30 protein-coding genes are annotated in these 26,652 nt (G+C 66.0%); 14 read left to right on the top strand and 16 right to left on the bottom strand.

The features are described from left to right. Window positions 1-70 precede the first annotated feature (70 nt). Complete coding sequence (locus tag NWF22_RS08955) at window positions 71-838, bottom strand: SDR family NAD(P)-dependent oxidoreductase (protein ID WP_160904453.1); 768 nt, start codon at window positions 836-838, stop codon at window positions 71-73. A 101-nt stretch (window positions 839-939) separates the two neighbouring features. Between NWF22_RS08955 and NWF22_RS08960 the strand changes: the two genes are divergently transcribed. The 5 genes from NWF22_RS08960 (at window position 940) to NWF22_RS08980 (ending at window position 3,640) form a co-directional block, all read left to right on the top strand. Continuing rightward, window positions 940-2,088 (top strand): acyl-CoA dehydrogenase family protein, encoded by a 1,149-nt coding sequence (locus NWF22_RS08960; RefSeq protein WP_160904452.1) that lies wholly within the window; start codon window positions 940-942, stop codon window positions 2,086-2,088. Between the two features lies 1 nt (window position 2,089). After that, a complete protein-coding gene (locus tag NWF22_RS08965) occupies window positions 2,090-2,284 on the top strand; it encodes a nuclear transport factor 2 family protein (protein ID WP_160904451.1) in 195 nt (64 codons plus the stop codon). Next, on the top strand, window positions 2,281-2,613 hold the full coding sequence (locus NWF22_RS08970; RefSeq protein WP_160904450.1) for a hypothetical protein: 333 nt from the start codon (window positions 2,281-2,283) through the stop codon (window positions 2,611-2,613). Before NWF22_RS08965 ends, NWF22_RS08970 begins: the two co-directional genes overlap by 4 nt. Further along, entirely contained in the window at window positions 2,610-3,104 is a 495-nt protein-coding gene (locus tag NWF22_RS08975) for a pyridoxamine 5'-phosphate oxidase family protein (RefSeq protein ID WP_160904449.1), read from the top strand. Before NWF22_RS08970 ends, NWF22_RS08975 begins: the two co-directional genes overlap by 4 nt. A 113-nt stretch (window positions 3,105-3,217) precedes the next feature. Beyond that, complete coding sequence (locus tag NWF22_RS08980; RefSeq protein ID WP_160904448.1) at window positions 3,218-3,640, top strand: DUF309 domain-containing protein; 423 nt, start codon at window positions 3,218-3,220, stop codon at window positions 3,638-3,640. Here the strand turns inward: NWF22_RS08980 and NWF22_RS08985 are convergent, their stop codons facing one another. Further along, entirely contained in the window at window positions 3,641-4,099 is a 459-nt protein-coding gene (locus tag NWF22_RS08985; protein ID WP_160904447.1) for an acyl-CoA thioesterase, read from the bottom strand. A gap of 94 nt (window positions 4,100-4,193) precedes the next feature. Between NWF22_RS08985 and NWF22_RS08990 the strand changes: the two genes are divergently transcribed. The 5 genes from NWF22_RS08990 to NWF22_RS09010 are packed head-to-tail and all read left to right on the top strand — an operon-like array spanning window position 4,194 to window position 7,948. Beyond that, window positions 4,194-4,601: a nuclear transport factor 2 family protein gene (locus tag NWF22_RS08990; RefSeq protein ID WP_160904446.1), complete on the top strand. Its 408-nt coding sequence runs from the start codon at window positions 4,194-4,196 to the stop codon at window positions 4,599-4,601. Window positions 4,602-4,624: 23 nt separating this feature from the next. Then, window positions 4,625-6,178, top strand: a complete 1,554-nt coding sequence (locus NWF22_RS08995) for a class I adenylate-forming enzyme family protein (RefSeq protein ID WP_160904445.1) — start codon at window positions 4,625-4,627, stop codon at window positions 6,176-6,178. Then, complete coding sequence (locus tag NWF22_RS09000) at window positions 6,175-6,633, top strand: hypothetical protein (RefSeq protein WP_160904444.1); 459 nt, start codon at window positions 6,175-6,177, stop codon at window positions 6,631-6,633. Before NWF22_RS08995 ends, NWF22_RS09000 begins: the two co-directional genes overlap by 4 nt. Beyond that, window positions 6,630-7,055 (top strand): MaoC family dehydratase, encoded by a 426-nt coding sequence (locus NWF22_RS09005; protein ID WP_160904443.1) that lies wholly within the window; start codon window positions 6,630-6,632, stop codon window positions 7,053-7,055. Before NWF22_RS09000 ends, NWF22_RS09005 begins: the two co-directional genes overlap by 4 nt. A gap of 53 nt (window positions 7,056-7,108) precedes the next feature. Further along, window positions 7,109-7,948: a mycofactocin-coupled SDR family oxidoreductase gene (locus tag NWF22_RS09010; protein ID WP_160904442.1), complete on the top strand. Its 840-nt coding sequence runs from the start codon at window positions 7,109-7,111 to the stop codon at window positions 7,946-7,948. A gap of 163 nt (window positions 7,949-8,111) precedes the next feature. Here NWF22_RS09010 and NWF22_RS09015 read toward each other — a convergent pair whose 3' ends face one another. From NWF22_RS09015 to NWF22_RS09060, 10 genes are all read right to left on the bottom strand, one after another. Then, on the bottom strand, window positions 8,112-8,831 hold the full coding sequence (locus tag NWF22_RS09015; protein ID WP_160904441.1) for an ABC transporter ATP-binding protein: 720 nt from the start codon (window positions 8,829-8,831) through the stop codon (window positions 8,112-8,114). Then, complete coding sequence (locus NWF22_RS09020; RefSeq protein ID WP_160904440.1) at window positions 8,824-9,588, bottom strand: ABC transporter ATP-binding protein; 765 nt, start codon at window positions 9,586-9,588, stop codon at window positions 8,824-8,826. The genes NWF22_RS09015 and NWF22_RS09020 overlap by 8 nt, the downstream gene beginning before the upstream one ends. After that, on the bottom strand, window positions 9,585-10,520 hold the full coding sequence (locus NWF22_RS09025; RefSeq protein WP_160904439.1) for a branched-chain amino acid ABC transporter permease: 936 nt from the start codon (window positions 10,518-10,520) through the stop codon (window positions 9,585-9,587). The genes NWF22_RS09020 and NWF22_RS09025 overlap by 4 nt, the downstream gene beginning before the upstream one ends. Continuing rightward, on the bottom strand, window positions 10,517-11,401 hold the full coding sequence (locus tag NWF22_RS09030; protein ID WP_160904438.1) for a branched-chain amino acid ABC transporter permease: 885 nt from the start codon (window positions 11,399-11,401) through the stop codon (window positions 10,517-10,519). The genes NWF22_RS09025 and NWF22_RS09030 overlap by 4 nt, the downstream gene beginning before the upstream one ends. A gap of 37 nt (window positions 11,402-11,438) precedes the next feature. Further along, a complete protein-coding gene (locus NWF22_RS09035) occupies window positions 11,439-12,599 on the bottom strand; it encodes an ABC transporter substrate-binding protein (RefSeq protein WP_233752082.1) in 1,161 nt (386 codons plus the stop codon). 213 nt (window positions 12,600-12,812) lie between these two features. Next, the gene (locus NWF22_RS09040) at window positions 12,813-13,652 is read right to left on the bottom strand and encodes a mycofactocin-coupled SDR family oxidoreductase (RefSeq protein WP_160904437.1); all 840 of its coding nucleotides are present in this window, start codon (window positions 13,650-13,652) and stop codon (window positions 12,813-12,815) included. A gap of 36 nt (window positions 13,653-13,688) precedes the next feature. Further along, entirely contained in the window at window positions 13,689-15,473 is a 1,785-nt protein-coding gene (locus NWF22_RS09045) for a flavin-containing monooxygenase (RefSeq protein WP_160904436.1), read from the bottom strand. Between the two features lie 54 nt (window positions 15,474-15,527). Further along, the gene (locus NWF22_RS09050; RefSeq protein ID WP_160904435.1) at window positions 15,528-15,950 is read right to left on the bottom strand and encodes a nuclear transport factor 2 family protein; all 423 of its coding nucleotides are present in this window, start codon (window positions 15,948-15,950) and stop codon (window positions 15,528-15,530) included. A gap of 13 nt (window positions 15,951-15,963) precedes the next feature. Continuing rightward, on the bottom strand, window positions 15,964-16,518 hold the full coding sequence (locus tag NWF22_RS09055; protein ID WP_160904434.1) for a nuclear transport factor 2 family protein: 555 nt from the start codon (window positions 16,516-16,518) through the stop codon (window positions 15,964-15,966). Next, window positions 16,508-17,629 (bottom strand): NDMA-dependent alcohol dehydrogenase, encoded by a 1,122-nt coding sequence (locus NWF22_RS09060; RefSeq protein ID WP_160904433.1) that lies wholly within the window; start codon window positions 17,627-17,629, stop codon window positions 16,508-16,510. The genes NWF22_RS09055 and NWF22_RS09060 overlap by 11 nt, the downstream gene beginning before the upstream one ends. Window positions 17,630-17,775: 146 nt before the next feature. Between NWF22_RS09060 and NWF22_RS09065 the strand changes: the two genes are divergently transcribed. Then, the gene (locus NWF22_RS09065) at window positions 17,776-18,999 is read left to right on the top strand and encodes an MFS transporter (protein WP_160904432.1); all 1,224 of its coding nucleotides are present in this window, start codon (window positions 17,776-17,778) and stop codon (window positions 18,997-18,999) included. Between the two features lie 353 nt (window positions 19,000-19,352). After that, window positions 19,353-20,576, top strand: coding sequence for an IS110 family RNA-guided transposase (locus NWF22_RS09070; protein WP_373692009.1), 1,224 nt, complete (start codon window positions 19,353-19,355; stop codon window positions 20,574-20,576). A gap of 46 nt (window positions 20,577-20,622) precedes the next feature. Here NWF22_RS09070 and NWF22_RS09075 read toward each other — a convergent pair whose 3' ends face one another. Continuing rightward, entirely contained in the window at window positions 20,623-21,390 is a 768-nt protein-coding gene (locus tag NWF22_RS09075; RefSeq protein ID WP_160904633.1) for an enoyl-CoA hydratase/isomerase family protein, read from the bottom strand. 106 nt (window positions 21,391-21,496) lie between these two features. On the opposite strand from NWF22_RS09075, the gene NWF22_RS09080 reads away from it, so the two are divergent. Continuing rightward, entirely contained in the window at window positions 21,497-22,234 is a 738-nt protein-coding gene (locus NWF22_RS09080) for a FadR/GntR family transcriptional regulator (RefSeq protein ID WP_160904632.1), read from the top strand. Window positions 22,235-22,330: 96 nt separating this feature from the next. On the opposite strand, the gene NWF22_RS09085 is transcribed toward NWF22_RS09080, so the two are convergent. Beyond that, window positions 22,331-22,471 carry a ferredoxin gene (locus tag NWF22_RS09085; RefSeq protein WP_233752098.1) on the bottom strand — a complete coding sequence of 47 codons (141 nt, stop codon included), beginning with the start codon at window positions 22,469-22,471 and terminating at the stop codon, window positions 22,331-22,333. Window positions 22,472-22,640: 169 nt separating this feature from the next. On the opposite strand from NWF22_RS09085, the gene NWF22_RS09090 reads away from it, so the two are divergent. Further along, window positions 22,641-24,098, top strand: a complete 1,458-nt coding sequence (locus NWF22_RS09090; protein ID WP_160904630.1) for an aldehyde dehydrogenase — start codon at window positions 22,641-22,643, stop codon at window positions 24,096-24,098. A gap of 96 nt (window positions 24,099-24,194) precedes the next feature. Here the strand turns inward: NWF22_RS09090 and NWF22_RS09095 are convergent, their stop codons facing one another. Both NWF22_RS09095 and NWF22_RS09100 read right to left on the bottom strand, forming a co-directional pair. Then, on the bottom strand, window positions 24,195-25,094 hold the full coding sequence (locus NWF22_RS09095; protein WP_160904629.1) for an SMP-30/gluconolactonase/LRE family protein: 900 nt from the start codon (window positions 25,092-25,094) through the stop codon (window positions 24,195-24,197). An 88-nt stretch (window positions 25,095-25,182) separates the two neighbouring features. Continuing rightward, window positions 25,183-26,421 carry a cytochrome P450 gene (locus NWF22_RS09100; RefSeq protein WP_160904628.1) on the bottom strand — a complete coding sequence of 413 codons (1,239 nt, stop codon included), beginning with the start codon at window positions 26,419-26,421 and terminating at the stop codon, window positions 25,183-25,185. Between the last annotated feature and the right edge of the window lie 231 nt (window positions 26,422-26,652).

Here is a 26,652-nt window from a genome sequence, read left to right on the forward strand (position 1 = left end):
ATGAGCCCGCCCACCATCAGGTGGCCGGGCTCATTGTCGTCCGCAGTGCCGGCCAACGCGGCACAGCCGGTCACATACCGCCGTCGACGGTGAGGATCGACCCGGTGGTGTAGCTCGACGCGTCGCTGGCGAGATAGACCGCGGCACCAACGATCTCGCTGGGGTCACCCCCGCGTTTGGCTGCGAAGGTGTCTGCGCGCTTGGCGAAGGCATCCATGTCCCACGCGGCAGAGACATCGGTCAGGAAGGTACCGGCCATGATCGCGTTGACCCGGACGTTCGGACCGAAGGTCTTGGCCAGACCGCCGGTCAGCGCGTTGAGGCCGGCCTTGGCTGCCGCGTACGGAAGGACGTCGGGTCGCGGGCGCATCGATGCCGCACTCGAGATGTTGATGATCGAACCGCCGCCGCCCGCGGCCATCCGCGTCCCGACCAGCGCCGCGAGCCGGAACGGCCCCTTGAGATTCACGCCGATCACCTTGTCGAACAACGCCTCCGAGATGTCGGCGACATTGTCGTAGAGCGGCGACATACCGGCATTGTTGATCAGGACGTCGACCTTGCCGAACCGCTCGTAGCTCTTGTCGACGAGACCCTCGAGATCGTCCCACCGGCCGACGTGGGCGGCGACACCGAATGCGGCGCGTCCGGTCTCCTCTTCGACCTCCTTGGCGGTGACCTCGCACGACGCGCCGTCGCGGCTGGCGATGATGACGTCGGCACCCGACCGCGCGAGCCCGAAGGCCATGGCCCGGCCCAGGCCGCGGCTACCGCCGGTGATGAGTGCGACGCGGTCGGTGAGGTCGAACGCCTGATCGGGGCGGAACTGGCCTGCCATCGAATCTCCTCTGTCCATTGAATCAATTCCTTAGTATGGTAATCATAGATTACGGAATGTGACGAGCGCCATGGTGAGCGCCGACGACGACGGAGACAACAATGACCTCGAGCGAAACAGGCTTGTTCGAACTGCCCCAGACCTACCGGGACCTGCAGTCCCAGGCCCGTGACCTGGCGGTCTCGATGCGTGATATCGCCGCGCGTGCCGACGAGTCGAGCGGCACCGACCCCGATGTGCGCAAGCGCCTGGCGGCCTCCGGCCTCACCGAACTGGCGGTGCCCGCGCAGTGGGGCGGCAAGTTCGACACGGTCGACTCGCTGGCCGTCACCATCGTCCGCGAACAGCTCGCCGCCGAGAGCGCCCATCTGGATTCGATGTTCGTCATGCAGGGCATCGGCAGCTACGGCCTCGCCGTGGCGGGTTCGGACGCGGTACGCGATCGCTGGTTGCCGAAGGTCGCCTCACTCGACGCGATGGCCGCGCTGGGCCTCACCGAGCCGCATGTGGGCTCCGACCTCAAGGCGCTGACCACCACCGTCGTCACCGACGGTGACGAGCTGGTCGTCAACGGGCACAAGTCATTCATCACCAACGGCGGCGACGCGGATTTCTACAGCATCCTGGCCAAGGAGGGCGAGGGCTATTCGCTGGTCCTGGTGCCCGCCGACACCCCCGGGGTGAGCACCCACCGACCGCACCAGATCATCGCGCCGCATGTGCTCTCCGACGTGGTCATGGAGAACGTCCGAGTGCCTGCCGATCACCGGATCGGCGCGGCCGGCAAGGGATTCGGACTCGTCCTGGCAACGCTGGCCGCCTTCCGCGTCTCCGTCGCGGGTGCGTCGGTCGGCATGGCCGAGGCCGCGCTGCGGCTGGCGTTGGCACACGCCAACGATCGCCAGCAGTTCGGCACCTCGTTGTCGCGGCTGGGTTCGGTCCCCGAACATCTCGCGTCGTGCTGGACCAACATCGAATCCGCCCGGTCGCTCACCTACCGCGCCGCCGCGGCCTCCGCCCGCGACCCGCGCGCCAACCTGCACCTGTCGTCGATGGCGAAGGTCTCGGCCACCGAGATGTGCGGGCGCGTCGTCGACCGATGCGTACAGATCATGGGCCGCTTCGGTATCACCCGGGACACCGCCATCGAACGCCTGTATCGCGAATCCCGGCCGATGCGGATCTACGAAGGCTCCACCGAGGTCATCTTCGATTCGCTTGCCAAGCAACTGATCAAGAACGGACTCTGACGTGAACGCCGATGAACGACTGCGGCGCATGATGATCCACTTCGAGCTGTCCGAGCTCGGTGCGCGGTACTCGGTCGCCGTCGACGACCACGACATCAAGGCCGTGCTCGACTGCTTCACCGCGAACGGCAGTTTTGTGCACGAAGGGACCGCGTTCACCGGGCACGACACGCTACGCACCTTCTACGTTGCATGATGGATCGGTACGGCTTCACCCGCCACGTCCCGGAGACGCTGATCGTCGGGGGCATCGGGGAGTCCGAGGTGCAGGCGCTGACCACCGGTAGTGCCGATCTCCTCTACGGGGGCACGCTGATGAAGGCCGCCTACCGCTATCACGACACCTACTGCTTCGACGACGGCCAGTGGCGGTACGCGCGCCGAAACCTGCAGTTCCTCTATGTGGTTCCGGCCGAGTCGATGTCGGCCTCGATGCCCGACCGCGACCGGATCCGGTGGCCCGATGCGCCGCCGGCCCCCGCCGACTACCCCGAATCGCTGCCCACCTGGGACACCTATCGATGACCCGCACCGGAGTCGACGATCTGGAGAACATGCGGCCGATCACCCTGGACGGCGACTCGCGGGCAGCCCTGTTCGCCGCCCAGACCGAGTGCACCTTCGTGTTCGCGACGCCGCATGGCTGGCCGGCCGGGGTGATCGTGTCCTACCTCGTCGATGGCGACTCGGTGTGGTTCACCGCGGCGGCGTCGCGGCTGCACGTGCGCGCGCTCGCCGATGAACCCCGCGTGAGCCTCGTCGTTTCGAACACCGGCACCGATCTGCCCGGGCGGCAGATGGTCACCATCCGCGGCCGGGCCACCGTGCACCGCGACCGGGCCACCCGCGACTGGTTCTTCCCGCGGTTCATCGACCGGATGCAACCCGACGATCCGGAGGCGTTTGCCCGATTGCTCGACAGCCCCGATCGGGTGGTCGTGCAGGTCGAGGTGGTGCGGATTCCGGTGAGCCACGACTCGACCCGGCTGCCCGGGGACGGGCGCGGGGGACGCTGAGCCGACGCAACACTCGAAGCACCCCGGTGGTCACCGACCACCGGGGTTGTCTGCTCCTTGGCGCACTCCGGTGACCACGGACGTAGAGTCGGAGTCATGCAGGTGGTGGCGTCATGACACATCGCGACCGTGATACCGAGGGCCGCGCCCGCCAGGCGCGCCCGCGTGACCGGCTGGGACGACCGCTGCCCTACGGCGCCGAGGGCGTCGAGCCGATCCCCGAGGACGCGTTGCCTCCGCAACAGACCATCGAGCTCGCTCGCCGACTACTCGACGAGGGGCGGCCGTTTTCTGCGCACGAGGTGTTCGAGAACCGCTGGAAGGACTGCCCGGCCGATGAGCGTCCGCTGTGGCAGGGGCTGGCGCAGCTCTGCGTGGGTCTCACACATCACGAACGCGGCAACCCGACCGGGGCCAGGCGGCTGTACGCGCGGGGCGCCGAGCGCCTGACCGAATACGGTGCGACCGGGGGTCCCACCTTCGGACTGCACCTCGACGCCATCCGTAGCTGCGCGCACGAACGATTCGGGAGCTGATCACCCGCCCTGGCCGGCGCGCGGAGCCCCCAGGGTCCCCAACGCCTCGAGCAGCGCCGGCGGGATCGGCGTCTTCGCCCCGTCCGCGCCGCGGACCGCGTAGGTGATCGCACCGTGCGCGACGAGGTCCTCGCCACGGGTGAAGTCGAACCCCAGCACGTATGAGGTGTTGCCGAGCTTCTCCAGAACGACCGTGCACACCAGCTCATCGAAGACGCGACAACTGGTGAAGTACTGGCACTCCGACTTCAGGCCGACGGTGTAGGCCCCGATCTTCTCCAGCATGGTGTCGCTGTCGAGTCCCAGGGCGTGCAGCCACACGCTGTAGGTGCGCTCCATCCACGGGTAGTTCATCGCGAAGTACGAGATACCCAGCGCATCGCAGTCTCCATAGGAGAGTTGAAAGCGTTGCTGCGTAGGCGCGTTCACGGCGGCCCTCTCCTCGATCGACATCGTCATGCTCGTTGTCCTCTCGACTCTTGCAAAACCATCGTAATCATGGTCATGATTGGTATGGTAATCCACATCACACCAATGTACCGGAGGTTCGTCCATGTCCATCCGCCACGAAATCGAGAATGCCCTCGCCCAGTACGCGCTCGCCTACGACAGCGGTGACCTGGCCACCGTGGAGAAGATCTTCGCCCCCGACGCCGTCTTCACCATGGACATCACCGACGGCGCCACCGTCGGTCCGCTCACCGGGCGCGACGAGATCATGGGTCTCTACCGCGGGGCCAGCGAGTCCCACTCGGGCCAGGGCCGTCACATCACCACCAACGTCGCCGTCGACGCGCTCGACGACACCACCGCCAAGACCACCTGCTACCTGCTGGTCACCAACGTCGACAACGGCGAGCTCACTCCGGTCACCACCGGTGTCTACATCGACGAGTGGTCGAAGGACGGTGGCAGCTGGCAGCTCACCAAGCGGCACATCGACCTGGACCGCCCGTACTGACCCCTCGACCCCAGGCAGACACCATGACTTTGAACCAAGGGCTCATTCCCGCCAAGTGGTCGGCGTTGACGCCGAACGCCCAGGCGATCTACGACGTCCCCAACGACCGACGCATCACCTTCGCCGACCTCGACTCCCGAGTCCGTCGGGTCGCCAACGGATTACGCGGCCTGGGGTTGCAGAAGGGGGACCGCGTCGCCGTCCTCGCCAAGAACAGCGTCGAGTTCCAGGAACTGTTTTTTGCGGTCGGCCGCGCCGGACTCATCCTGCAGCCGCTCAACTGGCGGTTGGCCACGCCCTCGCTGGTGAAGCTGATCGAGGACGCAACGCCGAAGGTGGTCATCACCGCACACGAATTCCATAGCGTGACCGAAGAACTACAACGCAGCGCCGACGTCGAGACGTGGCTCGAGTTCGGTCCGGACGGTGACAGCACCTACGAGGATCTCCTCGAGAGGTCGTCGGACGCCGAACCGATCTGGACCCCCGACATCGGTGGCGACGACCCGTTCTTCATCCTCTACACCGGCGGCACCACCGGCGAATCCAAGGGCGCGCTGCATTCGCACACCAGCGCGGCGGCCGGGATGCTCAATCAGACCGTCGCCGAACGGATCGTGCCGACCGACGTCTACATGCTGACCGGGCAGATGTACCACATCCCGGTGGTCCTCTCGATGAACTACATGAAGCACGGCTGCCCGGTCGTGCTGGTGAACTTCGAGGCCAAACAGGCGCTGGAGATCATCGAGGCCGAGCGGGTGTCGGCCTTCCTCGGCATCACCACGATGCTGAACTGGATGATGGCCGTGGAGAACTTCGCCTCCTACGACCTGTCGAGCCTGCGCAACATCCAGTACGGCGGCGGCCCCATGCCGTCGGCGGTGGTCCGCAACGCGCTCGACTCCTTCCCGTGCACGCTGATCCAGGGATACGGCCAGACCGAGGGCACCACGATGTGCTTCCTGTCGCAGGAGGATCACCACGACGCGGTGCGTGGCATCAACGAGCAGCGGCTGCGCTCCTGTGGCCGTGAGGGATTCGGCACCACGGTGCGGGTTGTCGACATGGACGGCAACGAGGTCCCCCGCGACGGCGCCACCCCCGGTGAGGTGATCGTGCGGTCCGAGGCCAACATGCTCGGCTATTGGAACAAGCCCGAACTCACCGCGCAGACCCTGCGGGACGGGTGGATGTACACCGGCGACGTCGCCACCTGGGACTCCGATCGCTACGTGTTCATCGTCGACCGCGCCAAGGACATGATCATCTCCGGCGGGGAGAACATCTACAGCATCCAGGTCGAGGAGGCCATCGCGATGCATCCCTCGGTGCTGGAATGCGCCGTCATCGGCATCCCCGACGACGAGTGGGGTGAACTGGTCAAGGCGGTGGTGGTCCTGAAACCGGGTACCACCGCCACCGAGGCCGACATCATCGAGACCGCCAAGCAGAATCTCGCGTCGTATCAGAAGCCCCGGTCGGTCGACTTCGTCGACGCACTACCGAAGGCACCGACCGGCAAGATCATGAAACGCGATCTGCGCGAACCGTATCTGGAGAAGCAACCGGTATGAGCGCATCACTGCTCACGGAGTCCGATCTCGCCGCCCGGGTGGGTACACCCTTCCCGGGCGGTGAGGTGCGTCTGGAACGCTGGTGGGTGCATCTGGCCCTCGACAGCGTGGGCGCACATCCCGACGACGGCCCGGGTCATCCGGCGCTGGTGTTCCTGATCGCCACCGGCTCGATGGGCTGGAGTTGGTCGGATCTGTTCGATCTGTTCTCCGCCAGCGAGGATGACGGCCCGATGGCCGGCGAAACCGCCACCACCGTGCACCAACCCCTGCGGATCGGACCCACCTACCGCGTGGCCGGGGAGATCATCTCGGCACGCCGCAAGGAGGGCCGCAGCGTCGGCGTCTTCGACATCGTGGAGTACCGACTCGACATCCTCGGCGACGACGACACGGTGCAGGCGTCGACCACCAACTCCATCATCTTTCCGCGTCGTGGAGGTGTCGCAGCATGACCGCCAGCAGTACCGATTCGATCACGGTGGGCCAGGCGCTCCCCGAGATGCCGACCGCGGTCGCCGATCCGGCCCGGATGAAGACGTTGTCGGCGCTCATGCGCGATCCCAATCCGATCCATTTCGACGAAGTGGCGGTCGCCGCAGTCGGATTGGGTGACCGCACCATCAACCAGGGCCCCAGCAACGTCGCATACGCGGTGTCGGCGCTCGGCGCGTGGGCCGGTGGCGTCACCAACGTGGTGTCGTATCGCTTCCGCTACCTCGCCAACGTCGCGGCCGGCGATCGACTTCGCACCGGCGGGACGATCACCGCCATCGACGACACCCCGTCCGTCCGCATCGCGGAGTGCGACGTGTACCTCGAGGTCGTCGGCGGAGCTCGTGTGTTGCAGGGGACGGCGACCGTACGGCTCGGCTGAGCTCTGCGCGCGAGCACCGGGCCCCCAACGCGAATTCACAGAAGGAGAATCACATGACCGGACGAGTTGACGGCAAGGTCGCATTCATCACCGGCGCCGCACGCGGCCAGGGGCGCAGCCACGCTGTGCGACTGGCCGCCGAGGGCGCCGACATCATCGCGGTGGACATCTGCGAGAACATCTCGACGGTGACGCCGTTCTACGAGTTGGCCACCGAAGCCGACCTGGAGGAAACGGCGCGCCTGGTCGAGAAGGAAGGCCGCCGCATCGTCGCCCGCAAGGCCGACGTCCGTGACCGGGATGCGCTGCAGGAAGCCTTCGATGCCGGGGCCGCCGAGTTCGGCGGCGTCGACATCGTGGTCGCCAACGCCGGCATCGCCTCGTACGGCAAGTCCTGGGAACTCACCCGTCAGCAGTGGGACGACATGATCGCGGTCAACCTCACCGGCGTGTACAACACTGCGGTGGTGGCGATCCCGACGATGATCGAGGCCGGCCGCGGCGGTTCGATCATGTTCACCGCGTCCATCGGCGGCTTCAAGGGCATCCAGCAGGTGGGCCACTACGTCGCCGCCAAGCACGGGATCGTCGGGCTGATGCGCAACATGGCGAACGAACTCGGCGAGTACAGCATCCGGGTCAACACGATTCATCCCACCAACGTGGACACCATGATGATCCAGAACCCCGGAACCCACGGCATGTTCGCCCCGGGCGACCCGGAACCGACGCAAGACAAGGCGATGGCGGGCTTCATGTCGCTCAACACCCTGCCGGTGCCGTGGGTCGGCGCCGCTGACATCAGCAATGCGGTGGTCTTCCTCGCCAGCGACGAAGCCCAGTTCATCACCGGGGCCACGCTGCCGGTGGATGCCGGCGCCAATGTGAAGTAGCGGTTTCACTCCCCGGTTGCTGCGGCGATTGCTGCAGCAACCGAGGAAGCCAGCCAGACAAATCGCGAGTGTTACACCGATGCCGCGATTCGCATGCGGCTCGCGGCATCGGCACATCACTCGCGAATGAGGTCGACGGCGAGCGGACCGACGAGGGTGACCCTCACTCCGCCGCACTCTCGAGTTCGGACTCTCCCAACACGGCGTGCACGGCGGCCCGATCGGCGTCGGCCGCGCGGCCCGTCCACACGGTGCGGCCGCGGGTGATCACCGAGACATCGTCGGCAATCGCCAGTCCCGCATCCGCGTTCTGTTCCACGATCAGTACGGCGATGCCGCTGTCGGCGATCTCGCGCACCTTGTCCATCACCGTCTCGACCATCGTCGGGGCCAGGCCCATCGACGGCTCATCGGCGAGGATCACCTTGGGCCGGGACATCACCGCTCGACCGAAGGCCAGCATCTGCTGCTCGCCGCCACTGAGGTTGCCCGCCGCGGTGTCCTTGCGTTCCTGGAGGATCGGGAACTGGTCGTACACCTCATCCATGGTCTGCTGGATCTGCGACTTCGGGGCGCGATAGGCACCCATGCGCAGGTTCTCCTCGACAGTGAGTGTCGAGAACACCCGGCGCCCTTCGGGTACCAGCACCAGTCCATGCCGGACGATGGTGTGGGCCCGACTACCGGCCACATCGCGGCCGCCGATCAGGACCTCGCCCGACTTCGGCCGGTGGTAGCCGGCGATCGCCCGCAGACTGGTGGTCTTGCCGGCGCCGTTGGCGCCGAGAACCAGCGTCACCCGGCCCTCGTCGACCTTCGCCGACACACCCTGCACCGCGTTCACGGCACCGTAACTCACGTGCAGGTCGTTGACCTCAAGCATCGCTGGCCTGCCTTCCCAGATACGACTCACGCACGCCCTGATCCTGCACCACATCGTGCGGCAGGCCCTGCGCGATCAGCTTTCCGAAGTTCATCGCGAAGAGGTAGTCACACACCGACACCATCATCGCCACATCGTGTTCGACGAGCAGTTGGGTGTAGCCCTCGTCCTTCAGCGACCGCAGTAGGTCGCTGATCTCGTCGCGTTCGTCGGTGTTCATACCCGCGGTCGGCTCGTCGAGCAGCAGCAACCGTGGGGTGCCGACGATCGCCCGGGCGATCTCGGCTCGACGCTGCATCCCGTAGGACAGTTCGCTGGGACGCATACGCGCCAGGTCGGTGATCCCGACGCGTTCCATCACTGCCTCGGCGCGTGCCCGGGCGTGCTTGCGTTTGGCCCGATCGGCGGTGTCGAGGCCGAGCAGGATGTTGTCGAGCACGGTGCGATCGTCGATCAGCCGCACGGTCTGGAATGTCCGCGACACCCCGAGATGCGCCACGCGGTGCGGTGGCACGTTCTCGTAGGCGTGGCCGTCGAACTGCAAGCGACCCCGGGTCAACGGGTTCAGCCGCGTCATCGCACCGAGCAGCGTGGACTTTCCGGAACCGTTGGCGCCGAGGATCCCGTAGATGAGACCTTCCCGAAGCTCGAACGACACCCCGTCCACGGCCTTCACACCACCGAAATGAACTGCAACATCATCGAGTTCGAGCAGCGCGGGCGATGCGTTGCGATCGGTTGTCTGGTCGGTCGTCATCGCTCGGCCACCTCCAATGCCTCTCGGTCGGGATCGGCCGTGGGCTTGTCGTGCCTGTCGGCCGCAGGCTTCTTCGTCGGCGGCTTCTGCTTCGCGCGGACCGTGTGCCACAGGTTGCGCAGGATGCCGAGAATGCCGTCGGGCAGGAAGACCGCGGCGAGAACCACCAGCAGGCCGTAGATGAATTCCTCCCACTCGCTGACGAAGTGCACCCAGGTCGGCAGCCACACGAAGATGACCGAACCGATGAGAACCCCGACCCAGGATCGCATTCCGCCGACGACGATCACCGTCAGCGCGAGCACCACCAGGTGGAAGTTCACCTCTTCCGGCGTGATCGTGCTGCGCAGCAGCGTCGTCAACCCGCCGGCGAGTCCGCCGACCAGACCGGATGCCAAGAAGCTCAGGCGGCGGTAGTGGTTGACGTTGATCCCCATGGCGTTGGCCAGTTCCGGGTCCTCGCGGACCGCGTCGATCCGGCGTCCCAGGCCACCGGACTCGGTCAGTTGGGTGAGGATCACCACCAGCACCACGATCACGAAGATCCCGCCGAGTGTCAGGTTGCCCAACGCGCCGAAGAGCCCGGACGCACCTCCGGTGACCTCGCCGCCGTTGACCGCGATCACCGCGATGATCAGGGTGAAGGCGATCGTGGCCATACCCATGTACAGCCCGCTGAGGCGTTGCACCACCAGGCCCAGCAGGTAGACGACGACACCGGAGATCACCACGCCGAGGGCGATGGCGGGGATGGTGCCCCATTCCAGGTGGATCATCGCGGCGGCAGCGCTGTACCCGCCGATCCCGAACGCCCCGATCCCGGCGAAGGAGAACACGCCCATGCGCATCGGGATCTGGATACTCAGCGCCATCAGTAGAGTCGTCAGCGTCTGTTGCAGGAGAACAGCATTGGCGTCAATCCAGGTGGTCATGTACGCCGCACCTCCTTGCGACCGAACAGGCCCTGCGGCCGGAAGATCAGCACCAAGAAGATGAGACCGAACGAGACCGCGTCCACCCACGTGCCGAACTGGAAGTGCACCAGCAGTGTCTCCGAGGCGGCCAGTATGTAGGCGCCCAGGACGGCGCCGCCCATCGAACCGAGTCCACCGAGCACGATGATCGCGAACGCCTTGATCAGCAGCGGGTCACCGGATTCGGGTGCGATGGCGCCGAGTTGCAGGGTCAACAGCACCCCCGCCAGCCCCGCCAGCGCACCGGCCACCGCCATCGTGCCCAGCGCCAGGGCGCTGCGGTTGACGCCCATGCCCTCACTCACCTCGGCGTCCACGCCGATCGCCCGCAGCGCCAGTCCCTGCCGGGACTTCTTGAGCCATCGGGTGAGGCCGACGCCGATGCCGAGCGCAGCAACCAGGATGATCAGCACCGTGGTGCTCAGATGCACCGATCCGATCTGGAACTGCTGTGACACGTAACTGGTGTCGAGACCGAACGGACTGCTGCCGGTTTCCCGTTGGGCATAGGCGATGACGATCGCCGAGACCCCGATACCGCCGATGATGATGCGCAGTTCGGTGGCCCGATGCCCCTTGCTGCGTTCGACGATGCGCTGGAACACCAGCCACTGGGTCGCCACCGACAGGGCAGCGCCGGCGGCCATGGCGATCACGAGGATCACCGGCAGCGGCAGTGCTCCCTGCTGGGTGATCAGGTGCGCCACCAGGACCGAGAAAACGAAGGTGGCGCCGTGGGCGAAGTTCAGGATGCCGATCGTGCCCCACGCCAGGGCCATGCCGAGCGCGAAGAGCAGGTAGATCGAGCCGAGCGCCGCGGCATTCACTATCTCCTGCATGTCATCCTCCTCTCGGCGTCGGCGAACTGTTCGGCGGTCATGACACCAACGTCTCCTGGCCGTTCTCCCACTGGATCATCACGCCGGGGACGCGCATGTCGTTGCCCTCGAAGGTGATATCGCCCATCGCGCCGGTGAAACCGTCCTCTGCCACCTGGGTCAGACCCTGCTGGATGCCCTCGCGCGAGGAGCTGCCCGAGGCCTGGATGCCCCGCGCCAGCCACCACATGGCGTCGTATCCCTCGGCGTCGTAGAGGTCGGGCTGCTCGCCGTACTTCGCCTCGAACGCCGACGCGAACTGCTGCGCGGTCTCGGAGTCCATTGCCGGGGAGTAGTCCACCGGGTACACCAACCCGTCGGCTGCCGCTCCGGCCGCCTCCACATTGCCGGCGCTCTGCACCGACGTCCCGACGACCTGGCCGTCATATCCGGCGCGACGCAGCTGACTGAGGAAGGTCACCGACTGCGGCGCGGTCAGCAACATGACCACCGCCTGCGGATCGGCACTGGCGATCTGCTGCGCCTGACCGGTGAAATCCTGTGTGGTCGACTGCGCCTCGATGGACGTTCCCACGGTGATACCCCGATCCTCGGCCTCGGCCGGGACCACGTCGGCGCCCAGCGTCGCGAAGGTGGGGAAGGTGGCGTTGTAGATGACCGAGATGTCGGTCAGGTCATTGTCGGCCAGCCACTGCATCGCGGTGCCGTAGTAGCTCTCCATCGGTGCCGTGGCACGGAAGGTGTAGTCGCCGGTCACCACGCCGTCGGAACCGGACTGGGTGAAGATGGTCGGCACCTCACGCTGATTCACGATCGGCGCGACCGCCGCGGCCTGTTGGCCCATCGTCGGCCCAAGGATCGCCGAGATCTCCGGATTGCCGGCGGCCGTGGTCACCTCGGCCACCGCCCGGTCGATCTCGCCGGCCGGGTCGCTCTGCTCCATGGTGATCGTGACGCCGTCGCCGAGGAAGGCCTGCTCGTTGATCTCCTCGATCGCGAGCGCCGCGCCACGGCTGGCACCGGTGCCCGCGTAGGCGACCGCGCCGGTCTGGTCATTGACCGCCTGGATCTGGATCTGATCGGCGATGCCCTCGCCGCCTCCTGCGGTGGTGCCGCCGCTGCTGCACGCGGTGGCGGTGATCATCGTGGCAGCCGCCGCAATCGCCAACGCGGACCGCATCTTCTTTGTTCTCGTCATCAACCTCAGCCTCCTGGTGGATTGTCACGGCTCTGAAGAATCGGACATATCGAGCCGCACGGTTGTAATGATTATCATAGATGTTCGGTGCGTCACAATCTAGAGTTATTCCGATCCAAGCCACATTCACCGTCGGACGCCCCGTACCCGAGATGCGCCGAATGCCGCGATACCCGGGCTGGGCATCGCGGCTCGATTCGGCTGCTGCGAGGGCTACTTGACGGTGTAGCCGGCGTCCACCTTCAGTTCGGTGCCGGTGACGTACCTGGCCTCGTCCGACGCCAGGAACAGCAGTGCGTTGCTGATGTCGATCGGGTCCACCCAGGGGATCTCGAGGGCGTTCCCGGCGATGAATGCCGGCTCGGCCTTCTCCTTCGTCGGGTGTTCGACGTCGGGCAGGAACAGCTTGTAGGTCGCCTCGTTGAGGATCATGTCGGTCGACACCCCGGTGGGATGGACGGTGTTGACCCGGATCGCATGCGGCGCCAGTTCCAGGGCGAGGGTGCGCATCAGACCGACCACGCCGTGCTTGCTGGCGGTGTAGGCAGCCACATTCGGGGTGCCCTTGATGCCGGCGGTGGAGCTGGTGAGGATGATCGAGCCGCCGGTGCCCTGTTCGATGAGCTGCGGGATCACCGCCTTGCAGGTGTGCCAGACACCTTTGAGGTTGATGTCCTGCACATCGTCCCAATCCTGTTCGGACACCTCGTGTGTCTTGTCGCCGAACAGGAAGATGCCGGCATTGGCGCTGACCACGTCCACATGGCCGAACTCCGCCAGTCCCTTGTCGAGCGCCGCCCTGGTCTCCGCCAGATCCCGGACGTCTGCTTTGGAGGCCACGATGCGCCGGCCCAGTTTTTCGACGGCGGAGACGGTTTCGGCCAGATCGTCCTCGGTCGCGCCCGGGTAGAAGCGCTTCACGCTGTCGATCTCCTCGCACAGGTCGAGCGCGATGATGTCGGCACCCTCCTGCGCGAGTCGGATGGCGTGACTTCGCCCCTGCCCGCGCGCCGCGCCGGTGATGAAGGCTACTTTGTCGTCAAGTCGTCCCACGTTGGACTCCTCTCGGTTGCGGTATCGGTCGTGCTGTCAGATCGGTGACGAGATGTCGACGGAGTCGAGCTCCGCGGCCAGGCGCAGCGCCAGGTACTTGTTGTAGAGCCTCGCGAAACCGAGATTTCCGCCGCTGAACCAGAATCCGGGGTGGCCGGAGGGCCGCCACACACCGCGCAACTCACCCTCGTCGTCCAGGTCCCAGACCGGTCCCACACGGTCGGCCACCTCCGCGCCGAAGATCCGTCGCGCGGTGTCACCGATACCGCGGAATCCGGTGGCGAGGATGATCACGTCGACGTCGAGGCGGCGACCATCGGTGAACCGGATACCATCGCGATCGAGCCGGTCGATCCGCGTTCGGGCCACGATGCCGATCTCACCGTCGATGATGAGCTGCGATGCCCCGACGTCGATGTAGTAGCCGCCGTTGCGGGTGAGGAACAGCATCATCGATCCGGTTCCGTCGACCCCACTGGACAATTCGAATCCGCGCTGCGTCAGACCGTGATGGATCTCGCGATCGAGGTCGGCCATCGCCGCGGTGGCCTGCTGCAGTCCGGCAGTGGTCGCCGGCGCCCGGTTGGGCATCGACGCGCCGACGAGGTCGGAGATCTCGGTGGGTGGGGACTGCTCGCTGTAGGAGGCGCTCATCATCACCGCCTCCACCGTTTCCGCCCCGACGACGAATGTCGGGCCGCGCTGTACGAGCGTCACCTGGGCGCCGTGCTGGTGCAGGTCCTGCGCCACGTCGTGGCCGCTGTTGCCGGTGCCGATCACCGCCACCCGTTTGCCGGCCAGCGACGAGCCGTCGGAGTAGGCGCTCGAATGCAGGAGGTCCCCGGCGAAGTCATCCTGCCCGTCGAACGTCGGCACGGACGGCTCGGTGCCGCTGAGCCCCGTCGCGAGCACCACATGGCGCACCGACAGTTCTCGGTTCACGCCGTCCCGGTCGATGCGCACCTGCCAGGTCCCGGTGCTCGCATCGTAGAAACTGTCGGCGACGGTGCTCGACGTCCACACGTTGAGTTCCATGGCCCGGGAATAGATTTCGAGCCAGTCACCCATTTTGTCCTTGGGTGTGTACACCGGCCAGCCGGGCGGGAACTTCATCAGCGGCATGTGGTCGTACCAGACCGGGTCATGCAGCACCAGCGATTCGTACCGATTCCGCCAGTTGTCGCCGACCCGCTCGTTCTTGTCGATCACCAACGTGCGTACGCCCAGCGCGCCGAGGTAGGCGGCCAGGCCGAGACCGGAATGTCCGGCCCCGACCACCAGCACTTCCGGGTCATCGTCGACGCACTCCTGCGCTGCGTGTCGCCGCTGCGCCCACGAGGTGTCGCTCGGCGCGCCGACGCCGGACGGCCGCTGCGATCCGATCGCGAACTCCCGGCCGGCGAGAGCCTCCAGGCTGGTCAGCACCGTCGCCGCATGCCACCGGCCATCGTCGCTCCGATTGAGTCGCACGATGCCCCGGCCCCGGCCGGCCGACGTCGTGAAGTCGAAGAACGCCTGGATCGTCGGTGCGGCACCCTCGAATTCCATCAACACGGGTTCGACGTCGTCGGCGATCGTGCACCCGTCGACTCCCCGGCCCTTGCCGGCCGAGATGAGTGGCCCGATGGCCCCCGGACCACTCAGACTGCGCAGGTCCCCGGTGAAGGCGAGCAGATCACGCCACCAGGCGTCCGGCGCGAACAACGAGTCGTAGATCGTGTCGTCGCCGGCGCGGAGCGCATCTTGAAAGCCCTCGAGCCATTGCTTCACAACGGTATGCGTATCGGTCACACGGTCAACAGGATCGGTCAGGGTGGTCATGCTCACCTCACGTCAGGGGTCTGGGGGTCGACGGGTCGAAGGCGATCAACCGGATCAGACGTCGAAGCCCTCCATCTGCGGCGTGGTCAGCGGCTCGATGACGCGTTCGGCGATCTTCCACCCGTCCTGGGTGCGGGCGTAGCGATCCTTGTTGAGCGCGATGGCCTTGATGGAGCCACCGTTCTTCATCTCGCCCTCGGCATAGACGTAGTTGGTGCCATGCGCGTGGTCGTCGTCGTCGAAGTCGATGATGTGGTTGGTGATGATGTGGCACTGCCCGTTCACGCCGGCGGCGTCGGCTTCGAAGAAGGCCAGCACCTCGGCCTCGCCCTCGAATCGCTTCAACCCGACCGCGGTGGCATCCCACACGCAGTCGGAGGTGAACGCGGATGCCGCTTCCTTCGGGTCGTGCAGATCGAGGCCGCGGGCATAGGTGTGAGTGGCCCTGATGATGTCGTTGATGTCGTCTGCGCGCATGATGGTGCTCCTGTCAGGTTTCTCGATAGGTGTTCCAGGTGGACGCCGACTCGGGGTAGTCGGCGTGTTGGTATCGGTTCTGCGGCCAGCGGATTCGTTTGGTGTCGCCGAATGCGGTGGCCATCGATTCGATGGGGACCGCGTACATGAATCGCACGTGACGCTCGGCAAAGCGCCAGACGCCGTCGTGGCGGACATAACGATCGCGGTAGCGGTAGGCGGTCAGCATCAGGGTGTCGCGAAACGCGAGCTCCGCGTGACCGGTGGCGCGTCCGACGGCGTGCTCGGTGTCCTTGATCTCGATCAGATGGATCTCCGGGGTGTGCAACATGGTGGTGAAGCGGCTCATGCTGGCGACAAAGGACTTGCGGATCTCGTCGTGGCCGGCGGCCACTTCGCCTGACACATCGAAGATCCCGTCTTCGGTGAACATGCCGACCACGGTGTCGATGTCGTGGTCGTCGACGGCCCAGGCGTACGCCATGGCCAGATCGCGAATCTGATCCTTGGCGACGAGGCCCGTCAACCGATCATCGACACCGTGGTCCGGCAACGCGTCAGAGGTCATACATGATGACGCCGCGGATGTTCTTGCCCTCCCGCATATCCGCGACGGCCTCGTTGATCTGCTCGAGTTCGTAGGTCTTGGTGACCAGTTCGTCGAGCTTGAACTCGCCGCGGCGGTACATGTCGGCGATCAGCGGGATGTCGCGACGCGCGGTGGTAGTGCCGTACAGCGTGCCCTGCAGCCGCTTTCCGCTCATCGCGAAGGTGAACAGGTCGAACGGGACGTCGCGCTGGGTGACCGGCGCCGCCGACGTCAGCACCAAGGTGCCGCCACGACGGACCATCTCCTGCGCCGGATTCAGCAGGTGACCGTAGGCGATGTCGACGGTGATGATGACCTTGTCGGCGCCCTGACCGTTGGACAGCCCGGCAACCAGATCCGCTGCCTGCTCGTAGTTCTCGACGGTGTGGGTGGCGCCGAAGATCTTGGCCTGGTCCCGTTTGAACGACACCGGGTCGATGGCGATGATGTTCTTCGCACCCTTGTGCCGGGCGCCCTGCACGGCATTCATGCCGACGCCGCCGGTGCCGACGATCACCACCGTCTCCCCCAGTTCCACCTCGGCGGCATAGACCGACGAACCCCAACCGGTCGGGACGCCGCAGCCGATGAGCGCGGCCTTGTCCAGCGGGATGTCCTTGTCGATCTTCACGCACGAGTCGATGTTGACCACCGCATAAGGCGAGAAGGTGCCGAGGAAGGAGAACGGTCCGACGCCCTGGCCGCGGGCGTGCACGCGGTGGGTTCCGTCGGGTGCGAACCCGGCCAACACCCCGGCGCCCATCTCACACATGTTCGATCGGCCGATGGTGCACATCGCGCAGTGCCCGCACGACGGCAGGAACGACAGCACCACGTGATCGCCGACCTCGAATCCGGTGACATCCGGTCCGAGTTCCTCGATGATGCCGGCGCCCTCGTGGCCCCCGATGATGGGCGCCCAGTCCAGCGGGATGTCGCCGGTGTCGACGTGATCGTCGCTGTGGCAGATTCCGGACGCGGCCAGCTTGACGCGGACCTCACGCGACTTGGGTGGATCGATCTCGATCTCCTCGACACTCCAGCCGGAGCGAGTTCCGGGCTCCCAGAGCAGTGCGCCAATGGTTTTCATGATTCTCCTTCGTACGGTCCCAACCGGCACGGGCGATTGATCACCTATGAGCTGCGCTACGGCAGTCACTGGTCGGTGATGCAAATCACGATAACCATTATCATGGTATTTGTATAGTGCTTCGGCCATGAAAAGAGAGGACGGGCGTGACGGAGACCCTCACGGCACTGCGCTCTCAACGCGAGCGCACCATCCGAACCCGCTGTGGAATAGCCGCATCCGTCGCGTTCAGCGTCCTCGTTGTCGGCTCCAACATCCCCGCGCCGCTCCTGCCGCTGTATCGAGACGACCTGCAGTTGAGCACCTTCGTCGTGACCGCGCTGTTCGCGGCCTACCTGGTGGCGCTGGTGGCGACGTTCAGCACCGTGGCTGCCACGTCGGTGACGAGACGGGCCCGGGTCGTCCTGCCGCTCGCACTCGTGATCGGCGCGACCGCCGACGTCTCGTTCTGGATCGGCCAAGATGACGTGCGATGGCTGTTCGTCGGACGCCTGCTGACCGGTGTGGCGGTGGGACTCGGCACCGGGACCACCGCCACCATCGCGGTGGCCATGCGCGGGGAACGCGGCCGCGCGATCGCCGCCACCGGAACCCTGGCCGGGTCCTTCCTCGGCCTGGCCGGGGCCGCGGTCATCGCACAGTTCCTGCCGGGACCGACCACCACCGTGTACTGGATGCACATCGCGTTGCTGAGCGGGGCCGGCGTCGTCCTGGTGCTGACGCTGCGCTCGGCACGCACCATTCTCGCCACGGAACTGCGACGGAGTCCGGTACCCGAGGTCGCGGATGCCCCGAACGTCGACGAACCGCCTGTGATCGCCCCGGCCGGTCGTCGGCTGCGCTGGGCCGGTTACGGTCTGGGCATCGCCGGCTGGGCCATCGGCGGCATCGTGGTGGGTTTGTTGCCGACTGTGATCACCGACCAGATGTCGTCACCGTCGATCGTCGTGACCACCCTGGGCCCGATCGTGCTGCTCGGCGCGGCATGCCTGAGCCCCTACCTGTTCCGGTCGATGCGACCCGAGGTGGCGGTCGCGATCATCGGACTCGCCGCGGTGATGTGTCTGATCGGTGTCTGGCTCGCCAATCTGCCGACCATCCTGGCGTGCTGCATGATCTGGGGCATCGGCCAGGGCTTCGCCTATGCGTACGGCCTGCGCATCGTCACCGCCGGGCTGCTGCCAACCGACCAGGGGCGTGTGGCGTCACGCTATGCGTCCATCTGCTACGGATTCACCGGCGTGCTGTCGGTCGCCACCGGCGCAGCCGCCACCGCATGGGGAACGATGGGCGGGATGTTCCTGATGGCGGGGGTGTTTGTCGCGCTGTGCGGGGGTGTCGCCGTTCTCGGATACCGGCGGTGGCCGTAGAGCGGGTGAGTTCGAGGTTGCGGCGGGGGGTGATCTCGATACGGTCTCCGCTAGCGCTCCGACCTACTAATGGGAGCTACTGGGTCTGGTCGTGAGTTTGGGTCAGACTTGGTGTTGGTGGCTGCTGCTGGGTGAGCACTCGTGCCTACGGAACCGTTGATGGCGAGTTCTGGATCGAGACCGTGCCCCTGGTGGTCGGCCAAGAGGGTGTGATTGCTGCTGGGATGTCGTGCCGGCTCCGATGTGGTTTCGGGGTGTGAGCACTGAACCATTAGTTCGCGAGGGTCCTCCGGCCAGCTGCCGTGTTGAACAATCGACGGCTTGGTAGCTGTGAGGAGGCACCGGCAGTGGCAGTGTTGTTCGTCGGGGATGATTGGGCCGAAGACCACCACGATGTCGAGTTTCAAGACGAGCGTGGGCAGGTGTTGCGGCGGGCGCGGTTGCCTGAGGGGATCGCCGGGATCGAGAGGTTCGGGGAGATCGCGGCGACCTTCCTCGACGAGGGCGATCAGCCTGACCAGGTGCTGGTGTGTATCGAGATCGATCGCGGTCCGTGGGTCAACGCGTTGATCGCTGCGGGGTATCGGGTATTTGGAGTCGATCCCAAACAGGCCCATCGCTACCGCGAGATCGTGGTCAGTTCGGGCGCCAAGAGCGACAAGGGTGATGCGCATGCGCTGGCCGAGATGCTGCGGAGTCGTCGCCACCAGTTGCGGGAAAGTGGTGGGGACTCCGAGATCGCGGACGCGGTCAAGGTGGTGGCCCGCGCGCATCAGACGATGATCTGGGAACGCACGCGCCACATGCTGCGGGTGCGTGCGGCGCTGCGCGAGTACTTCCCGGCGATCCTGCTGGTGTGTTCGGCGTTGGATCTGGAATTGACGAGCCGGCCGATCCTGGGCTTGCTGACCAAGGCGCCGACCCCGGCGCGGGCGGCGAAGCTGACCAAAAGCCAGATCCTGCCCCTCCTCAAGGGTCGCCGCAACAAAGACACCAAAGCTGTTGAGATACAACAGATCCTACGCGGACAGCACCTCGGCCAACCTGATCGGGTCACCGACGCCTACGCGGCCTCGGTGCGCGCCTCGGTGGCGGTGCTGGGTGTGGTGATCGAGCAGATCGACGAGCTCGCCGGCGAGGTCGATGCCCATTTTTCCCAGCACCCGGACCATGAGATCTACCTCAGCCAGCCCGGCATGGGGCCGACCGTGGGACCCCGGGTGCTCGCCGAGTTCGGGGACGACCCGTTACGTTTCCGCAACAGCAAAGCCCGCCGCAACGCGGCGGGCACCAGCCCCATCACGAAACAGTCGGGCAAATCGCGGATCGTCTCCGCCCGCTACGTCCACAACGACCGACTCGTCGACGCCCTGATGGCCCAGGCCCACGGAGCCTTCATGCACGACGACGGCGCCCGCGCCTACTACCGCAAACAACGAGCCCGAGACGTCGACCACAACGCCGCGCTACGCCAACTCGCCAACCGCCTCGTCGGCATACTCCATGGCTGCCTGGCCCGCGGTATCCCCTACGACCCCGCCACCGCATGGAAGGACCAAACCCCCGCCGCGGCTTGACATCAAACCTTCAGGGATGTCTCGATCACGGCAGATGCGGCCGTGCTCACTCGGGTTCGGGGAACTGCGCGCGCCGTTTCTCGAGGAATGCGGTCGCACCTTCGATCATGTCGGGGCTGCCGACGGCCTGCACGAGCATGCCCAGACCGGAGGCGAAGTTGTCGCGTGCGGAGTTCCACCACAGGTTCGAGCTGACCTTGGTGATCTCGAGGTAGCGAGGGCTGAGTGCCTCGAGTTCGGCGCACATGTCCTGCACGGTCGTGACGAGCTGGTCGTCGTCGACCACCTCGTTGACCAGCCCCATCTCGCGCGCCCGCTCGGCCGGATACCGACGGCACAGCATCGAGAGTTCCTTGGCCCGCTTCTCGCCGATCTGGATACCCATTACGTTGGTCGCGCCGGTCACGGGTGCAGACCCGACTCGGGGGCCGGTCTGGCCGAAGGTGGCCGACCGCGCCGCCACCGCCAGATCGCAGGCGACCACCAGTTCGTTGCCGCCGCCGGCCGCGGCGCCATTGACCGCGGCGATCACCGGACGCGGGCACGACCGGATCGAGTCGAACAGACGCAGCGACGCGCGATACAGACCCCGCATCTCCTTGGTGGTGGGAGTGCTCAGGTTCGCCAATGATCCGCCGGCACAGAAGCTGTCGCCCGATCCGGTGATCACCACGCTGCGGTAACCCGCGGCACCGTCGAGCGCGTCGGCGATGTCGGCCGCCATGTCGGCGTCATAGGCGTTCTTGCGTTCGGGTCGGTTCAGGGTGATCCACAGGGTGGAACCGTCTTCTTTGACGAGCACATCCGAGGACATCCGCTTCTCCGTTCTGGTTCGCGGCCGCGTCGACCGCATTGGCGCTTACCTTGTACACATTGCTTATAATCATAAGCCTTATATCCCTTCCAGGAAAGGACCGCCGGTGACCACGACCTCCCGTGCACCCAAGGCGGCGATGGTCGTCGCCCAACAGATCGTCCGAGACACGCTGCGCGACGGTCTGTCCTCCGGTGAACTCCTCGACCCGGAACGGCTGATGCTGGAGAAGTATCAGATCGGGCGCGGAACCCTGCGAGAAGCGTTGCGAATACTCGAAGTTCAAGGCGTCATCGCCCTCAAGCCCGGCCCGCGTGGTGGCCCCATCCTGCTCGACCCGGACGCCTCACACCTGGCCTCCACGGTGATCTTGCTGATGCAGATGAAGAACGCCCCGTTCTCGGCGATCGCCGAGGCACGTGTGGCCCTCGAGCCGATGATCAGCCGGCTGGCCGCCGACCGGATCACCGACGCCGCGCTGGCCGATCTACGCGGGACGATCGTCTCGATGCGCGATTCGCTCGACGATCAGCACGTCTTTCTCGAGGCCAACAAGCGCTTCCACGACGTCATCGCGTGGTCCTGCGGCAATCCACTGTTCGGTTATCTGGTCGATTCACTGCTGGGGATCATGGACGGGACGATCATCGGTATCGACTACCCGACCCCACGCCGGGCCGCCATCCTCGAGGCGCATCAGTCCATCGAGGAGGCGCTGGTGACGCGCAATCCGGATCTCTCCGAGGACCGGATGACCCAGCACATCAACGAGTACATGCGCTATGCCCACCGCAAGTTCCCCGATGTCATGGAGTCCGTGATCCCCTGGGACCGCGCGCTCTGAGCCCTGACCTGTTCGTCCTCCAGGGACGACTTCGTCCCCCGGCCGCCGTCGGGGGACGACGCGATACCCGGGGGACGAACAGCGGAAGCAGACCCGTCAGTCGACGGTGATGGCACGCTCGGGGCACGATGCCGCACCCGCCTTGGCCTCGCCGGCATGCTCGGGTGCATCTCCGTCAGGCAGCACGTAGGCATGCCCGTCGTCGTCGCGCAGGCCGAACACCTCGGGCGAGGTCATAAAGCACAGGCCATGACCCTGACATTGGTTCTCATCGACCGATACCTTCACAATCGACCTCCTCATGTGATCTTGACAACATCCAAATCTAGTATAACCATTATCAGTACTTCAAGTCCTCAGTCGCGCCTCTCCCCAATTGTGGGCGTGCAGACAGCTAGGAGACCCGATGACCGCAACCGTGCCCACCACCCTGAAGAGCTACGACAAGCTGCTCATCGGCGGCCGGTGGACCGACCCGTCCAGCGACAAGGTGATCGAGGTGGTCTCCCCGATCACCGAAGAGTTGCTGGCCACGGTGCCGGAGGCGCAAACCGAGGACGTCGACAAGGCCGTGGCCGCGGCGCGCAAGGCGTTCGACGAGGGACCGTGGCCACGGATGTCGGCCGCCGAGCGCGCTCAGTACCTCGTCCGCGTCGGTGAGGAAGTGGCGAAACGATTCGACGGGATGGCCGAGGCCTTCACCGCGGAGATCGGTGCGCCGGCCGCGGCGTCCACCGCGTTCCACAACAATGCGATCAAGATGTGGGGCGATGCCTCCACCCTGCACGAGCGTTTCGACTTCGAGGAGGAACGCGACTGGGAGGGCGGCCACGGCACCATCGTGCGCGAGCCGATCGGTGTGGTCGCGACGATCATCCCCTGGAACGGTCCGGTGGCCACCGCGTCGCTCAAGATCGGCCCGGCACTGGCCGCCGGCTGCACCGTGGTGCTCAAGCCGGCCCCCGAGGGCCCCGTCAGCACGATGATGCTGGCCGAGGCACTCGAGGCCGCCGGGCTGCCCGAGGGCGTGGTGAGCCTGCTCCCGGGCGGGCGTGAGGTGGGCGAACACCTCGTCACCCATCCGTCGGTGGACAAAGTCGCCTTCACCGGGTCGACGGCGGCCGGTCGGCGCATCATGAGCCTGTGCGGCGAGCGCATCGCCCGGGTCACCCTGGAACTCGGGGGCAAGTCGGCCGGCATCATCGCCGACGACATCTCGCTCGACGAGGTCTTCCCGGCACTGGCCTTCGCCGGCATCGGACACAGCGGTCAGGTCTGCGCGGCCATCACCCGCATCCTGGTACCGCGCGAGCGTCAGGACGAGGTGGTCGAGACCATGAAGACCATCTTCGAGTCGCTCAGCATCGGTGATCCCCGCGACGACTCGGTCATCCTGGGACCGCTTGCGGCAGAACGTCAACGCACGCGCGTCCTCGACTACATCGAGATCGGCAAGGCCGAGGGTGCGCGCCTGGTGACCGGTGGCGGGCGTCCCGAGGGGCTCGAGAAGGGCTGGTACGTGGAGCCGACCCTGTTCGCCGACGTCACCCCGGACATGCGCATCGCGCAGGAGGAGATCTTCGGTCCGGTCGTGGTGGTGATCCCGTTCGACTCCATCGATGAGGCCGTCGAGATCGCCAACGGCACCGACTACGGCCTGTCCGGCGCGGTCTACGCCAAGGACACCGCGCTGGCCGAGTCCGTGGCGCGCCGGGTGCGCACCGGCCAGATCTCCATCAACAGCTGGGACATGTGCGTGGTGCAGCCGTTCGGCGGCTACAAGCAGTCCGGCCTGGGCCGCGAGGGCAATGTCGAGGGGCTGTCGGCCTATCTCGAGACCAAGCTGATCCAGAAGGTCGGCTGACACCAGCCCCGATCGCCCGAAAGGCCCGGACACCTCCACGGAGGTTCCGGGCCTTTCGGTTGTGTGCCCCAGACAGTTACGTCACAGACAGTTACGTCACAGCCGGATCGACAGCAGACTGGCCTCCCGGGTGTCGCGCCGCTTGTGCTCCGACGACGACTCGGCCGCGCACCCGAACAGCACGTCGGCGTCACGACCGCCCAGCGCACACGCGAAAACTCCTGTCGGGAAAGCCTTCTCGTCGACGATCTGGCCGCCCTCGGCGACCCGGATGACCCGCTGGTGCAGGGCGTCGGCCACCCAGATGGTCTCGTCGGCGCCGGCGCAGATACCGTCGGGCGCCACCTGTGCGGCCGCCATCGCATCGCGCACCGAGGTGCGCGGCACCTCGGGTCCGAACGCAGCCCACACCCGTCGATTCGACAACCCACCGGAGCGGTCGACGTCGAATGCGGTCAAGCGGTTGCCCATGCTCTCCGCGATCACCAGGGTGCGTACCTCGTCGGCCGCGGATCCGAAGATCACCGAACCATTGGGGAACAACAGATCGCCGGCGGCGACATCGGCCGCGCCGTCGGGCGCGACGTGGATCAGCACCGCCGATTCGACATAAGAGCGTGAGCGGAACTCCATGCCGAAGGTCGAGATGAAGGCGTGTCCCGCGTCGTCGACCACCATGTCGTTGAGCTTGCCGGTGGCCAGCGACGACACGTCGGCGTGCACCGACAACGACGTCGGATCGTCGGCGTCGTCGCGCACGAGCAGCAGGCCGTCGACCATCGAGACGATCAGCAGCCGCCCATCGGGCAGCCAACCGAGGCCCGACGGCTGATCGTCGAGGGTGGCCTCCACCCGCACGTCGGTGCCGTCGACGTTGAGCGACAACACCTCCTTGGCGTAGAGGTCCGACACCCAGAGCCGGCCCTGGTGCCAGCGCGGGCATTCCAGGAAGGCCCGGCCGTCGATGACGGTGGTGACCGCGGATGCAGTGGTCATGAGAGTTCTCCTCGTCGAGATGTGGTGAACGGCAGCGGCCGCCGACTCCAGATGTCGGCGGCCGCTGTGTGCTGGTGGAGAGGCCGGATCACTCGCCTCCGCGACGCTCCCCCGGGGTGAAGGTGGCGGGCAGGCTGCGGAATCCGACGTTGACACCCTGGCGCTCGTAGCGCACCGTGTTGTCCTCGTCGACCACGTAGTCGGGCATGCGCTCGAGGATCTGGGTGATGAGTTCCTTGGCCATCGCGCGACCGATGTGCGATCCGGCGCAGCGGTGGGCGCCGACGCCGAATGCGGTGTGCCGGTTGGGCCAGCGGTGGATGTCGAGGTCGTCGGGGTCGTCGAACCCGGCCGCTTCGTCGCGGTTGGCCGACGCCCAGCTCAGCAGCACGCGGTCGCCCTCGCGCATCGGGCAGCCGTGGAACTCGGTGTCGTGGGTGACCGTGCGGGCCAGCGCCTGCGTCGGCGAGAAGTACCGCAGGAACTCCTCGAGGGCGTGATCGATGAGCGACGGGTCGTCGATCAGCTCCTGACGCACGTCGTGATGCTGGTGCAGCCACATCAGCGACTGGCCGACGAGCGACGCGGTGGTGCCGACACCGCCGGAGATCAGCAGCTCGACGATGGAGAAGGTCTCCTCCTCGGTGATCGGACGTCCGTCGATCTCCGAGTGGACCAGGAAGCTGATCGCATCGTCCTTGGGCTCCGCCTTGCGCTCGGCGATGCGCTTCTTGACCATCTCGGTCAGCACCGGCAGTTCCTCGTTGACCGCGTGCAGGAACTCGGGACTGTCCTGCGGGTAGGCCAGGGTGGCGCGATGGGCCTGGGAATAGCGATCCCAGTCGTCGACGTCGAGGCCGAGCCAATCGATCGTCACGATCGAGGGCACGCCGATGATGGAGGCGAAGTCGCACTTCCCGGTCTCGATGACCTCGTCGAGGAACCACGTCACGTAGTGCTGGATCATCGGCATCATCTTCTCGACCGCGGCCGGGGCGGTGATCTTGTTGACCACCTTGCGGTAGGGCATGAGCTCCGGCGGGTCCAGTTCGATCGGGATGTGGTCGTGCATCGGCGTCTTCGGGATCACCACCGACAGACCTTCACCGCCGTGCGGGGTGCGCCGGGAGGTGAACGTGTCGTCGTCGCGGGCCGCCTCGAAAACGGGCTCATAGCCGGCAAGGATCCAATAGCCGCCGTTCGCCTCGCTCCACGCCACCTCGTGCTCTTCGCGGAGTTCGCGGTAGGACTCCACCGGGTGCTCGGAGTGGTACGTCGAGTTGTGGTCGAAACCGACCACCGGACAACGTGGCTTCGTCGAGGTCATCGGGGACTCCTCCTCGTCTCAGGTCAGCGACCGTGATGCTGACAATGATGCGCATGAATGGCTTGAGTCACAGGTTAGCCATGTTCGGTCCGTTTGTCCACGGCCACTCGACAGCACCAGTGTGACAGCCAACCTAGACTGCCCGGAATGTGACCGTTGACATATCTTCTTATCGCTCCATATGATGCGCATCATTATTCGGTACTCCCGAAGGAGTCCCCCCCCCGATTC

It is taken from the genome of Gordonia mangrovi (assembly GCF_024734075.1).
In the GTDB taxonomy this organism is placed as follows: Bacteria; Actinomycetota; Actinomycetes; order Mycobacteriales; family Mycobacteriaceae; genus Gordonia; species Gordonia mangrovi.